At 48.3% G+C, this 14646-nt stretch carries 7 protein-coding genes; 1 reads left to right on the top strand and 6 read right to left on the bottom strand.

What is annotated here, in order from left to right; all coding sequences use genetic code 11:
- Positions 1-383 precede the first annotated feature (383 nt).
- The 6 genes from FSB75_RS01345 to FSB75_RS01320 all read right to left on the bottom strand — a co-directional run bounded on the left by FSB75_RS01345 (position 384) and on the right by FSB75_RS01320 (position 10078).
- Positions 384-890, bottom strand: a complete 507-nt coding sequence (locus tag FSB75_RS01345) for a hypothetical protein (protein ID WP_146781675.1) — start codon at positions 888-890, stop codon at positions 384-386.
- Between the two features lie 32 nt (positions 891-922).
- Positions 923-2407, bottom strand: coding sequence for a SusD/RagB family nutrient-binding outer membrane lipoprotein (locus FSB75_RS01340; RefSeq protein ID WP_146781673.1), 1485 nt, complete (start codon positions 2405-2407; stop codon positions 923-925).
- A 24-nt stretch (positions 2408-2431) separates the two neighbouring features.
- Positions 2432-5707, bottom strand: coding sequence for a SusC/RagA family TonB-linked outer membrane protein (locus FSB75_RS01335; RefSeq protein ID WP_172623030.1), 3276 nt, complete (start codon positions 5705-5707; stop codon positions 2432-2434).
- A 320-nt stretch (positions 5708-6027) separates the two neighbouring features.
- Positions 6028-7179 (bottom strand): MFS transporter, encoded by a 1152-nt coding sequence (locus tag FSB75_RS01330; RefSeq protein ID WP_146781669.1) that lies wholly within the window; start codon positions 7177-7179, stop codon positions 6028-6030.
- A 74-nt stretch (positions 7180-7253) separates the two neighbouring features.
- Entirely contained in the window at positions 7254-9647 is a 2394-nt protein-coding gene (locus FSB75_RS01325; RefSeq protein WP_146781667.1) for a glycoside hydrolase family 31 protein, read from the bottom strand.
- Between the two features lie 95 nt (positions 9648-9742).
- Positions 9743-10078, bottom strand: a complete 336-nt coding sequence (locus tag FSB75_RS01320; protein WP_146781665.1) for a hypothetical protein — start codon at positions 10076-10078, stop codon at positions 9743-9745.
- A 369-nt stretch (positions 10079-10447) separates the two neighbouring features.
- Between FSB75_RS01320 and FSB75_RS01315 the strand changes: the two genes are divergently transcribed.
- The gene (locus tag FSB75_RS01315; protein WP_146781663.1) at positions 10448-14353 is read left to right on the top strand and encodes a choice-of-anchor D domain-containing protein; all 3906 of its coding nucleotides are present in this window, start codon (positions 10448-10450) and stop codon (positions 14351-14353) included.
- Positions 14354-14646 lie beyond the last annotated feature (293 nt).

Here is a 14646-nt window from a genome sequence, read left to right as displayed (position 1 = left end):
CGTCTCTTCTTTTCGACAAACGGCAAAGGAAAAACGAAAGCACTGCCGCAGGTATCGGCCTTGTGCGAAGCGTAAAAACTGTTCTTTTTGCAAGGACAACTTTTTTACTCATCAGCGCCTTTTCACGCTTCGGAAAGAAATATCTCTACTTCAATCTTCTTCCAAAAAAACTATAAAAACAGACGTCGAACTTGCGCTTATTCTCATGTGCGGAGGAGTGTTCTCATTGCTCCAAAGAACTTTAATTTTAAAAAAAGCATTCCGGCGGGTAGTTTCCACTACCTGTCTTTTTTTGTATTCTTTTCTCTCGCAGTAACAAAAAACCAGGCATGAATGCCCGGTTAAAACAAGTAGAAACCTTTCTTGTACTTTCCGCTGATAAATCAAGCATTCACGTACACACGCACGGGCACCGCAATAACCTGCTCGCCGTTGTCAAGCGTGATGAGAAAATAAAAGTAGCGGCTCAAAAAACTGGTGGCCGTGCCGCTTGTTGTTACGGCAATGCCGGTTTTAGCGGTAAACTCCGCAAGCGAGGTTGTAAACGTAACCGATGTGCCGCTACCGTTTATTGGCGTTGCATTGTAGGCGGCCGTTGAATTTTGCACTACCGTATAGCTTGTAGTGTTCGAGGCCAGTGCCACTTTAGTTATTTGTTTGATGGTTCGACCACTGCCCGCAGGTATTTGTAGCGTTATGCTAATGACGCCTCCACCCGAAAGCGATGTTTGCACCGTGGGCACGCCGTTGGTCATAGCGTAGAGATTTGAAACCGTTACCGGCACGGCAGGTTTTGCCGCATCGGATGTGGCAAAATCAAGTGTGCTGTTTTTTTTGCAACTGCTGAAGAAGATAAGAATCAGCAGGCCAAGTATTGTTGTTTTCTTCATGATTCAATGCATTGTTGATGATTCAATTTTTATCACTGCCACCAAACCTTTACGTTGGTTTTGGGCCGCGGGTTTGGCTGATTTGGATTTGATGTTCCTTCCTGCACCGTGTACGGAAAACGCCAAGGGAAAATGTTGGGATCGTCGCCGGCCGTAACCGTCGGAGCTTGCAAAACGGGATAGCCCGTGCGGCGATAATCGTTATAACTTTCAATGGCGTTGCCTACCGAAGCGATGTATTTCTGCAAAATAATTTGCTGCAGCTTTTGATCGGTTGTGCCGGTTAGTGTAACAATGGTTGGATTGGCCGCGAAGTAGTTGCTGATTTCGGTTGCTGTCATGCCCGTTGAAATCATCGAAGCCTTAATGCCATTTTGATAATACGTATTGGCATCGCCGGTTACACCGAAACGCAGCGCCGCTTCTGCCAGAATAAAATAGTTGCGAAAGGCTGTCACCAAACGTATCGGCGCCTCGCCGCTGCGGGTAGCGCCCAGAACGTAAGTACCGTACTGAGAGCGGCTGCTGATGGGCAATGGCGCCGCGAACGGCGAACCGTTATCATAGGTTACATACACACCCGTTGGCCGGTTGTAAAATTTGGACAGGCGAATGGTGTCGTTCAGGTTTCTTTCCAGATTGTAAAACCGCGTACTCAGAAGTTGCGTGTTCGGAATGGTGCCGCCAATGTCCTGCAAATAATAAGGATTGGGGTTGGCCTTGCTGAACGGCACGTTGAAATCGAGCGTGCCGTTAACGTCATTGATGAATGGCCGGTTGTTGGTCACAATGTCGTTGATCACAGCTCTTGTGGTGTCAGGCGCTTTGTTGGAAACCTGCAGCGCAAATTTCATCAGCAAGGAATAACCAAGCCTTGTCCACTTCGACAAGTCGCCGTTGTAAACAATGTCATCGCTTGCGGGTTTTAAAATAGATGGCGAATTGATGTCGGCAATGCCTTCTCTCACCAAATTAAAAAGGCTCTTGATGGCCAGCGAAGCGTTGCCTAAGTAAATGTCCTGCTGCGCATCAAAACGCGGCTGCGGGTATTTTAAAAAGCCGTTTTCATCAAGGCCTTGCGCCGCTTGCGAATAAGGTACATCGCCCCAAAGGTCGGTGGCCATGGAAAAAGCATAAGCCAGTTGCAGTTTTGCCACGCCTGCATAAGCGGGGCTTGTCCCTTCTGTTTTTTGAACAATGATGCCGAGGTTGTTGATCGTATTTGTATAAAGCTCGTTGCTCCACTGGTTGTCAAGGCTGCCGATATTCCATTGATCGTAAGCACCGGCCTGGCTGCCCGCAATGCCAGCGTTGTATTGCATGAGCAAGGCCGCTACTTTTCCTAACTCGTTTCCGTTGGTAAAGCCCAGCGCCACTTCGGCATTTGGCAACAAGGTTCTTGGCGGTACATCAACCGGTGAATTCGGACTGGTGTTGACATCAAGAAAAGATTTTTTGCACGAGCCTAAAGCCAAAAGGAAGAAGGCCGGCAAAAGATATTTATACGCAATTTTCATGTGTTAATTTTTTAGCGATAAGAATTAAAACGTTGCCCGCAGGCTGATGCCGATGTTCCGGGTGTTGGGCGCACTGCCCAGTTCAAGGCCGCGTACAAGACCGCCGCTGGTAGCCGTGCCCGAGCCCACACCCGATGCACCTTGTGTGCTCAGTTCAGGATCAATGGGCGAATTGGGCGCATAGAAATAAAGATTGCGACCGAATACTGTTAACCTGATGTTCTTGAAGATTTTGGTGTTAACGGATGGTCCCGAAAGATCGTAGCTGATGGAAACTTCCCGCACCCTGAACGTGGTGGCGTCAAACACCGCAAACTCGTTTGACGTAGTTGAACCCGTAGAACCGCCCAAGGCTACGTTGTAAAAATTCTGTCCGTTGATTTGAATGTTGTTCGGGCGGTACTTGCCGTTGCCCATGTCAATTACACCGGGCAAAACAAAAGGCTGGTCCCGGTCTTCGGTTACTTTCAAGGCACCGAGTGCACGAAGCGTTGAAACAGTGAACGATTCAAACTCGCCGCCTTTTTTATAATCAACCAGCGCCGAGAACGTAAAATGTTTGTAGCTGAACGTATTGGTCAACCCCGCAATCCAGTCACGGTTTGGATCCAAAACCGTTTGATCGCTTTTATAGTTCAAATAATAGCCGGTGGTAGAATCAACCAGACGTTGGCCTGCATCGTTGGTTACAAACTTGCTGCCGCGAATGATGCCGTACGGTTCGCCAACGGCAATGGTAGGCGCCAAACCGCTGAACGCGACGCCGCCAAAAGAAAACGACGTAACGCCCGGTGCAATGGCTGTCACCTTGTTTCGGTTAAATGAGAAGTTGCCCGAAACGTTCCAGCTAAAATCTTTCCAACGAATTGGCGTACCGCTCACCGTTAATTCAAGCCCTTTGTTGGTCATCGCGCCTATGTTCAGATACTTGTTCAAATAACCGGTGGATGCCGGCAGCGCAACGGCCACAATCTGGTCGGTGCTTTTTGAATTGTAAACCGTGGCATCAATGTTCAAACGGTTTTTAAACAAACCAATGTTGACGCCTAAATCCAATGTACTGGTAAACTCTGGCGTGAGGCCTTTGTTGCCCAACGCAGTGCTGATAGAGAAACCCGATATACTTCCGAAGGGAAACTGATAGAAGGAGACGTTGTTTCCGGCCGAACCGGTTGTATAAACATTGTCCAGTGAATAAACCGGCGGATCAATGCCCACTCTTGCGTAAGCCGCTCTCACCTTTGCAAAAGACAGAACGTTCGAGTTCATCTTCAAGGCATCGGTCAACACAAACGAAAGCGAAGCCGAAGGATAGAAGAAAGCGTTCTTCGCCGCGGGCAATGTTGACGAATGGTCTTGCCTTCCGGTGAGTTCAAGAAACAGGTAATTGTTGTACGCCAGCGAAAGCGATCCATAAATACCCCAAAGTCTTTTTGTGTACTCGTACTCATTCGTCAGGCTAAGGTTTGAGGCGTTGCTGATGTTGTAATAATTGGGAATGGCTAAACCGTAACCGGTTTGATCTACCTGCTGAAACTTTTGTTGGTTAATTCCATGACCCAACAAAAGATTCGCGTTCAAGCCATGTAAAAAGATGTCGTTCTTTTTGGCGGTGATCATTAGGTCGCCGTTCAATTCGTTACGGTAATAAACGTCTTCCATGATGCCGCCGGTAGTTGTGCCGGACGTATTGGTAAAGACGCTTCTTACCACTTGCGACGAACCGATGGCGATGCTGCGTTTCCGTCTGTCGGTATACGTATCAAGCCCGACGCGGTAACTCACGTTGAGCCAGGAGCGGATGTCGTAGCCGAGCGTTACGTTTCCCAACACCCTTGATATGTTGCTGCGAATGGGGTTTTTATACGCGGCAAAATAGGGATTGTCGCCCGCCGCACCCGCAGAAGAATCCTGTATGCCCGGGTTGTAAATGTTTGGAATAAACCAGTTGTTGTAACCGCCGGGTGTGGTGTAATTGTTTTTGTAATAATTAAAGTCCACGCTGCGCGGAATGCGATACACGTTTGCGTACGCACTATAGCTTCCGTTTGAACCTTGCGTAGGGCCTTGTTGTACCGTAGCAAAATAGGTAACACTGGCTTTTACACTCAACTTGTCGGTGAGGTAATTTGAAATGTTGAAGCCAACGTTTGTTTTCTTGAACGATGAATTGGGCAAGATGCCGTCTTGTTGCGAATTGCCAATTGTTGCGCCAAAGTTGTTGCGGTTGTCGCCGGTGTTGATGGTAAGGTTGTTTTCAAAAATTTGTCCTTGCTTGAAGTAGCCGAGAATGTTATCCGGGTAAGCTTGAAACGGCACTGTTTGGCCGGCCGTATAAAACGCACCGTTTACGTAATACGTCGTGTTTGGCGGAGCAATGAGGCCATTAAACAAGTTTGGCGTGCTGCCGAAAGCAGGCCCTAACGAAAATGTGGTGGTTGGGTTAAACACGCCGTTTGTTCCCTGTCCGTATTTGTTTTGCAGTTCGGGAAAACCGTACACCCGTTGTTGGCTGTATGAACTGTTGAAGGTAACGTCAAGCACGCCGCGTCTTCCACTGCCTTTTTTTGTCGTAATCATGATGGCGCCGTGTGCGGCCCGCGAACCGTATAAAGCAGCAGCCGCTGGGCCTTGCAACACGTTCACGCTTTCAATGTTGTTCACGTTTAAATCAGAAGACCGGTTCGAGCTTTGGTTGGTATAAAGACTGATGGTTGATTCGTCGGTTGCATCGCTGATGGGAATGCCGTCCACAACAAACAGCGGCGACTGATTGCCGGTGAACGAAGTAATGCCGCGAAGGATAATGCTGGTAGAAGCACCGGCCGCACCGCTGGAACCAACAATGTCCGCACCGGCAAGTTTGCCTTGCAAGGCATTCAACAAACTTGTTTCTCCTTTGTCAACAATGGCTTCGGTTTTCACCGTTTGCGTAGCATAGCCCAGCGACCGCCGTTCTTTGGTTATGCCCAGTGCCGTTACGACTACTTCCTGCAAGTTTTGCCGGTTTGGCTTTAATGTTACGAGCAGATTGCCCGAAGCCGGCGCGGTAATTTGTTCTGTTTCATAGCCAACGCTTGAAATGACCAGCGTTGAATTGTTGGCCGGCAATTGCAGCGTAAATGCACCCTGGTCGTTTGTCTTTGTCCCGACGCGTGAATTCTTAACCTGTACCGATACGTTCGGCATCTTGATGCCCAAACTGTCCGTAACCGTTCCGCTAACCGCTCGGCCTTGTGCGTGCAGCAAATGCGCAGTGCACAAAAGTCCAAAAAGAAGAAGTAGTCTTAGTTTTTTCATATCTGTTTGTTTGAATGCCGGAATTGTAAGCAGTGAATAATTTGCGTATGGGAAAAAAGCATAACCATAAAGCATTGTTGGCTGTTGGATTGTGTGCTCAATCAAGCACAGACAACAAATAAATCTCATTCGCGGTATGCCCGTGGAGGCTAAAAAACCGAGTTATAAAAATTCGATTTCCAACTATGAATTAAAGGAGATGAGTGTATGATATAAACGGACAATATGCAACAAGCAATTGGCAGGATGGAAAACGGAGCCGCCTTTCGCAAGAAGCTCACAAAGCCTTTCAAGACATGATGATTAAAAATCAGCAACCGTTAACCCATCTTCTTTACCCGCATTGTCAAGAAGATAATGAAGAGACTAACAATACTTAAAATGTAAAAAGCCGTGCCCATGCCTACCCGCTGCGAAACATTTCCAATCAACAACGGGCCGATTAAAAAACCGGTGTAGCCAATTAAGGTGACAGAAGAAATAGCATAGTTAGGCGTCATCTTTTTTGATCTTGACGCAAGCAGGTAAACAACCGGCACCAAGATTGAATCGCCGGCGCCAACCAACAAACAGCCAAAGGCAGCCGGCAGTACAAAGGGAAAGGCCGCAACGAAAAGAAAGCCTATCGCCATCATGGCGCCGTTAATTATCAACATGCGGTAAATGCCAAAGCGGTGAACAAGGCTGTCGCCGACAAGCCGTCCAAAAGCCATTGTTATCACAAAGGATAAGTAGCCGGTGGTACGGAAGGTTTTTTCTGCCTTGATCACTTTCTCAAAATAATTCACGCTCCAGTCAAACATGGCTCCTTCGGCCAACATTGAACACAAAGCCATCAGGCCAAGCAAAAAAAGATAAGCATCGGGCTTTACAAAAAAGGGACGCTTCTCGTTGCTTAAATTGTTATTCAAATCTCTGCGGTAAAACAAGAGGGCCACCAACGCAAGAAGAATCGCAACGGATAAAAATTGAAACGCAGGTTTTACATCAAGAAGAATCAAGCCGGTGCTCAGGCCCGCTGCGAGAAAACAAGCGCCGCTCCAAATGCCGTGAAAACCAGATATGATGGGCCGGTCGTATAACTGTTGCACCTCAATGGCGCCGGCATTGGAAGAAAGATTTAAAACCGTGCGACAGGCGCCAAAGAAAAACAAGGCCGGCATAAGCAGGAACCGCGTGGCAGAAAAGCCCGCTGCCGCAAGCGCTAGTGCGCAGCACACGCAACTGCCGATCATGACCTTTTTTGCGCCGAAAGTTGCGACCAGCCAACTGGCTACGGAAAGACCGGCTATCAAACCAACGGGAATTGAAAACAGTACCGTGCCCAATGCGGCGTTGCTGAGCGCAAGTTTTTGTTGTATATCCGGAATGCGTGAAGTCCACGTAGCGGCAAGAATGCCCGAAAAGAAAAAGAAGGCAATGACGATCCAGCGTTGTTTTCTTCTTGCGTTTCGCAGAACGGTTTCGCTCATGCCGGCAAAACTAATCAGCAGACGTACTATATCGTTTAAAACTTGTTTGGTTGTTTCGTCTCATTATGCATAAATCAGCGCACCAACGTCAACGCAACGTTCTGTGTGTTGTCTTTTGCTGGCTTGATGTAAAGCACCGCTTCTTCTTGGCTGAACCACCAATTGTTTGCTGACAGCGCCACGCCGTTTTCCAAAACATTTTTCGGTTTGTTTAAAGCGTGCAGTTTTAGCAGGTAAGAATGTTTGGCGGGAAGAAACTTACCCTGCGGTTTTGAAATTCTAATTTGAGACGCATCTGCGTTGATAAAGATGGTTGTGTTGCAAAAATCATTTTGTTGATAGGATAAACTTTTGTTGTCGTCTTCGTACAAATCAAAGGAAGATGACTTGCCGGGAAATACGTCCACTGTGATGACGTCAACCGGCTTCTCTCCTACAAATTTCATAGCAGGTTGTGTTGGAACAATGGCGCCGGCTTTTGCAAACACCGGCATTGTATCAAGCGGCGTTACCACGTTTACGTACCGCTTGCCGCTGTATTTTTTTCCGGTCCAGTAATCAAACCAATCACCTTCTGGCAAATAAACCGTTCGTGTTTGTGCGCCTTTTGTGGTAACCGGACAAACCATCAAATCCCTTCCAAACAAATACTGATCGCCAATCTCGTAAACGTTTTCATCATCCTGGTAATCGAATACCAAAGCCTTCATCAATGGTTCGCCGGTTTCGTACATTTTATGCGCATTCGAATAGATGTAAGGCAACGATTGATAACGCAGCGAATCGTATTTTTTAAAATTGCGCAAAGCGTCTTCGCCGTAAGCCCAGGGTTCTTTGTAGCCCGGATGATCCATGCCGAAAACAAGTGCCACAGGACTGAACATACCAAACTGAATCCAGCGGATATAAAGCTCCGGGTCGGCCACGTGCTCAAAGCCGCCTGCGCAATGCGCCCAGTTGCCTACACCCGACAAACCAATGTTCAAACCGGCTTTGATGACCGGTGCAAAATATTGCCACTCGCTTGGCCAGTCGCCGGCAAAAATGTAGGGATAACGCTGGATGCCCGCATAACCTTCTCGTGTTTGATTCAACCCGCGAATGCCGTTGTATTGTTGAAACTTTTCGTACGGCGCTTTGGCATAAGCAATGGGAAATAGATTGTGCAGTTCCGGAATGTCTTTTCCTTGTGGCCCTGTTTTATCGCTTTCGTTTGCAAGGCCGCCAAAGGCGCTGCCTTCGTCTGTTTTTAAAAATTTCGCACCGATGTTTGCCACGCGTTGCACACCGTGCTTCCACCAAAAATCAACCGACGATGAATCAAAGAAGTTCACAAATTCACCGGCATAATTTCCTTCTGGATAAGTGTATTTTAAGCCTTGCGCCGTGTCTAAAAGCTTGATGGTTTTGCCGTTGTCGAAACGCGGACGAAGATGAAGACCAACCATTTTATAATTCATGGCATACAGGCTATCAAACATCGCTTTTGGATTTTTGAAGGTTTCCCTCCATTCAAAAGACGTTGCGCCCTTGCCGCCTACTTCGCCAAAAATTCGCCAGGTAGAATCAAGCCAAAGCAAGTCCACCGGAATGCCCATGTCGCGAAGTTTTCTTGCCAGCGCAATCACGTAGGCATCGGATGTGTATTGTTCGTAACCCCATGTGCCTCCTGCATACGTACCCATGTGCAGCCCGTAAGCAAACTTTGGCATCAGCGGCGCTTTGCCCGTGAGCGATGTGTATTGGTTTAAAATGTTTCCAAACTTTGGCCCGTAAATAAAATAATAATCCATCTCGCCACCTGCGGCAGAAAACGAGTACGCGTCTTTTTGTTTGCTGCCCATGTCCCATTGCGTAGGAAAAGCATTGTGAAAAAAAATGCCATAACCGCTCGTGCTCATGAAAAAAGGAACAGGACAATAGTTGGCCTCAAGAATATTGTAAGCGCCGATGATGTGCGGAAGCCCGCTGCCGCGGCCCACGTTTAACCGAAGCTTCTTGCCGCGGCGGTCCAGAAAATCCATGCGTTCGCCAAAGCCAAAAAAATGTTCGTCGGCAGCAAGTTGTTTTGAACATTGAACCGCGTCGCCGCTTTTGGTTACGCCGCCTTTGATGCTGTTTTCTGATGAAAGAAGCTTTCCTTCTTTGTTCCAAACGTCAACGGCCAACGAAGGCTTGTAAATTTTTATGGTAAGATCGGCAGTTTGCAATTGAAAAAAACCGGTGGCTTCGGTTGCCTTTACCGAAACGGAAGGCCAGTTGTATTTCACCACCATCCAGGGTTCGGCTCCTTCAAACTTTTTATTCCACGAGCTTCTCACACGGAACATGGAAGACGTACAAAATTGAAGTCGCAGTTCCTTGCTCGCCGTTGCAAAACGAAATTCGTTGTCAACGGAAGAAAATTTTTGTGCGTGCATGGAGGCGGTAACACCCAAAAAAAGAAGAAGAAGAAAACCTTTGTTCATACAGCGAGAAATAGAGGCTATGTTAGACGATAACAAACGGCCGTGCGTCCTGTGGCATCCTGACGAGAAAAAGAAGCGCCGTTGGCTTTCGTGCTTTACTTACGCTCAAGTTTTGAAATGCGAACGTATTTTCCGAAACATTTATCCAGCGCAGAATATTGCACACGAACGGCGATGGGAAAGGCAGAAGCCGTACTGATTTTAAATTCGGCGGGGTCGTTATCAACCAAATAAAAGGTTCCGGTATAAGGCTGCGTTTCGCCGCTGAAGTTGATCATCAATCCGCCACAGCAAGGACAGGCACGCTGGTCAAAGCCGGTGATTACGGCGTCTTTCAGCGAAGCGGAACTGCTGGCCGTCTTTTCGCACGAAGCGCCAAAAAGACTCAAAAAGATCACCGCCTCCGCCGCTGTTTGTTGAATGCTTTTCATGACATTGATTTTTAAGAAGCAAGTTTTTTCAATCAGCAATTATGCTGTATTGCTCAAGCGTCCGCACTTTTTGTATTGACGTGAAAACAAATAATTCAGCGGATAATAAAATGGCTTAACTTGAAGGTACAATTTCCTCGTTTAACCATTTCTGCCTCCTCCTGAATTCAGCCGCTAAACCGAAAAAACATCGTCTTTTTCTGTCGCTATGCAAACACGGGAGTGCCCTGCACTTTGACCTTGCGTATTCCCTTTTTTAAAATTGCTTTCTGTTGATTGAACACCGCATTACGCTTACCCGGCGAAGACGAGCATTGCTTGCAGAACGTTTTATCCCATAAATCAATTCACCACAAAAAAACAATCGCCATGAGAAGAAAAGTTCTACGAAGACTTATTCCACTATTGCTCACCGTTCTTTCAACGGCCACCCTTCTTGCACAAGGAAAGCTACCGGTGATAACCGACCAGGCTCGTGCCAGCGCCACGGCCAAAGTGCAAGGGCAGAGTAAAGCACAAAAAGTTGTACAGCCGGCGGCCACAAGCCGAACACTAGCTGGCGGCACCGATTTGTTGGTAAACAACAACAACGGAGCTTCAGGCACGCAGCAGTTTACCCAAAGCGAAACGTCAATTCTCGCTTTTGGCAACAACGTCGTCATCGGGTTTAACGATGCCGGTTCAAATGCAGGCAGTGCCAACCATTTTACCGGATGGTCCTACTCAAGCGACGGCGGCGCAACGTTCACCGACGGTGGTGTATTGCCTCCGAGTGCAGGAGGCGATGCCGGCGATCCGGCATTGGCCCGAAACAACACCACCGGAAGAATTTATTTTGCCACATTGGGCTTTACCGACGGAAACATAATCCAGGTTTTCCGTTCCGATGACAACGGTATTACGTGGAGTTCCCCGGTGAACGCTACACCCGGCGGTTCATCCGAAGACAAGGAATGGATAGCGGTAGATAACAACGCCGGTGGCGGCAATGGAAACGTTTATTTGCTGGCCAGAAATTTTGGGTCTGGAAACGGCATTTACCTGTACCGCTCCACAGACAATGGCCTTACGTTTGGCCCATCAGGCGGCACACTCATCGCCAGCGGAGCCGCCGGCAACGTACAAGGCGCATACGTTGTGATTGCACCCGATCATGCGGTGTATGCCTTTTATTTTGACCAGGTAACGAAACAAATTAAAGTCCGCAAATCAACGGATCAGGGGATAACTTTTGGAGCAACGGTTGTTGTCGCTTCGGGATTGATTGGCGGCACCAATGGCGATCTTGGTCTTACAGGAATCAGGCAGGGAACGTCAACGCCTTCTGGGTTCCGGAGCAGTGAGTTTCCTCATGCAGCCGTCAACCCGGTCAGCGGCAATCTATACGTAATCTACGACAACAAAGGAGCAGGTGCAGACAAGGCTGATGTATTCTTGTCCCAATCTACCGACGGCGGTGCAACGTGGAGTGCTCCGCTAAAAGTCAATGACGACGCCACTACAACCGACCAATGGCAGCCGACAATTGCGGTAATGCCGGACGGAAGCCAACTCGGTGTTTTTTATTACAGCCGCCAGGAAGATGCATCCAACAACCTTTTCAAATACTATGGAAGAATCGCAAGAATAAGCGGTGCAAGTTTGACGTTTGATCCAAGCTTCGCGGTAAGTGATGTGCCTTCGCTTCCCGAATTTGGAAGAGATGCGGTCATTAATTCCGTTTACATGGGTGATTATAACGTAGCGGTTGCTGCCGGAAATTATTTTCACGTCGTATGGTCTGACAACCGCGATGACCTGGCCGGAGGCGCACCGCGCAAAGACCCGAATGTCTATTACGACAAGATCTTTTCGCCGAGTACGACGCCGGGCAAAATCATTTTTGTAAGCCCGACAAGTATTGACTTTGGCGATGTGGCGGTTGGACATACGGCTGGTCCGTTTGCAGTTACCGTTTCCAATACGGGCGACCAACCCCTGACGGTAAATTCCATCAGCAGTCCGGGTGGTGATTTTGCACTAAGCGGACTTCCGCCTTTGCCGGCAGTTATCCCATCGCTGGGAAGCGTCTCTTTCAACGTGTCCTTTACACCTTCGAGTGCAGGGCCAAAAACAGCCAGCTTTACCATCAACAGCAACGCCGACAACACGCCAACGGTTACTGTGAATCTCCAGGGCAACGGCGTTCCGCCACCACCAAACGATGATTGCATAAATGCCGTCACGGTCGGTTGCGGTTCATCGGTTGCAGGAAACACATCGTTTGCTGCGCTTGACGCAGCGCCAACCTGCAACGGTGTGAGCATTACAGCACCGGGCGTTTGGTACAAGATAACGGGTACGGGCTATCCTGTAACCGCTTCAACATGTACCGGCACCTTCTTCGACACGAAACTTTCGGTTTACAGTGGAACTTGCGGTTCGTTGACTTGCGTGACCGCAAACGACAATGCTTGCGGCCAACTTGCAGCGGTTACATGGAATACGACAAGCGGCACTGATTATTATATTCTCGTACACGGTGGCGGTACCAGCAAAGGCAACTTTACGCTTACCATTTCATGCCCGCCAATTATTAAAGTGACGCCTTCTCCGTTGGTTATTAACCTGCCATCGCCCACAACGGGTTCGGGGGTGCTCAACATTTCCAACATTGCACCCGCCGGTTCGCAAACTCTGTTCTGGACAACCGCAAGTGGCGCGTATCAATTCAAAACGAGCGACATGTCGGGAGGTCCCGTGTTTAATTGGATTGATATCCGCAGTGACGGAACGTTGTTGACTCCGGTTGACCGTCAGGAAGCAACGGAAGGAGAAGACGAAAAGGAAGTCGGTGAAAATGATGAGGATGGCCTATCGCTTGGAGATGACAACGGCGTTGAAGTTCCGCTGCCGTTTAATTTTCCCTTCTTCGGACAATTCAAAAACAAGATCGTTATTGCTTCAAACGGCTACCTGACCTTTGGCAGCACGGATAATGCGTTTAGCAATACGACAATTCCAAACGCCAGCCAGCCAAACGATCTTATTGCTCCGTTCTGGGATGACCTGGATCCGACAAGAGGCGGCACGGTTCATTACCGTTCTTCACCCACCCAGTTCATTGTTCAATACACCAACATCCGCCGCTTTGGTAATCCTTTGCAACCGCCTACAACCTTTGAGGTGATTCTAAATTCGGACGGAACAATCCTGTACCAGTATCTTGATATGCAGGGAACACTGAACAGCGCAACGGTTGGTATAGAAGACGCAACGGGTGTTACCGGGGTTCAGGTGGCTTTCAACCAAGCCTTTATACACAACAACCTTGCGGTAAGTTTCTCGCAGCCCATTGCTTGTTCGTGGATAACGTCCATAACGCCGGCTGCAGGCACAACAACTGCGGGCAGCTCGACACCTGTAACGGTTGCTGTAGATGCAACAGGTTTGTTGTGTGGCGCCACTTACAATTGCAGCGTTACGGTGACAAACAACTCGGCCAATTCGCCGTCCGTAACGGTTCCTGTCGTTCTAAACATTGCAAAAGATCCCTGCAGCATTACCGCCGTTCCATCAAACAATGTTTACACGGGTGGCGTGCCCACGAATCTTTATCTTGGTTATGGACCACAGAGCCTGACCTTAAACGTGAATGCGCCTGCCTGTGGTGCGCCTTACACGTATGCATGGAGCGGAGGCCCCGGTCTTAGCAACTATAACACAGCAAACCCTGTGTTTACTGCGACCGTTGCAGGCACATTTACATTTACTGTAAATGTGACAAATGCCGCCGGCTACAACAGCACGTGCAGCGTTACCATTCATGTGTATGATGTACGAGTACCGGGCAACGGCAACAAAGTTTATCTCTGTCACAAGCCGCTTGGTAACATGGGCAACGGGCAGACGATTGCGATTAGCGTAAATGCAGTACCGGATCATCTGTTAACGCACCCCGGCGATCATTTAGGCTCCTGCGACCTCGTTATCGCGTCGTCCCGGAACGAGCTGCTGGTAACCAAGGAAACAATGCTTGAAGGCAGCGGTGCTCTTGCTTACCCCAATCCGAATAAGGGAAGTTTTACCGTTCAACTGAACAATTACAAAGCGGGCAAGGTCGAAATCAGGATTATTAACCGCACCGGCGCCGTGATGGAAAGAAGAAGCGTTGACGTAACAGGTAAAGGTCAAGTGGTAAACTTTAACCTGAAATCGCCTGCAGAAGGTTTGTATTATGTTCAGATCATTGGCGCAGAAGGCACCCAAAGCACCAAACTGTTGGTGAATCATTAACGAATCAGTACAAACGGAATTTCAAGGCTGCCGAACAGGCAGCCTTTTTTGTTTCGAAGACAGGAATAAAAACCACGCAATTGTTTAACCGCATAAAAACTAAGCCTTCGAAGAATCGAAGGCCGTGTTATGAAACTACTGAATGAAAGTTTTCTTAAAGAATTCTAATCACGTAAAGCGTTTGTTTGCGGTCAGCAGAGACATAGTTTTAACAAGCATGATTATCCCAGGATGCAGAACAAGACCAACGCGTTGGGTGAAGCAAATTTTTTTTTTGCTTCACCCAACCAAAC

The sequence above is a fragment of the Flavisolibacter ginsenosidimutans genome, assembly GCF_007970805.1.
Classification (GTDB): domain Bacteria; phylum Bacteroidota; class Bacteroidia; order Chitinophagales; family Chitinophagaceae; genus Flavisolibacter; species Flavisolibacter ginsenosidimutans.
Note: the sequence above shows the minus strand (reverse complement) of the source record. Positions and strands in the feature narration are given on the sequence as shown.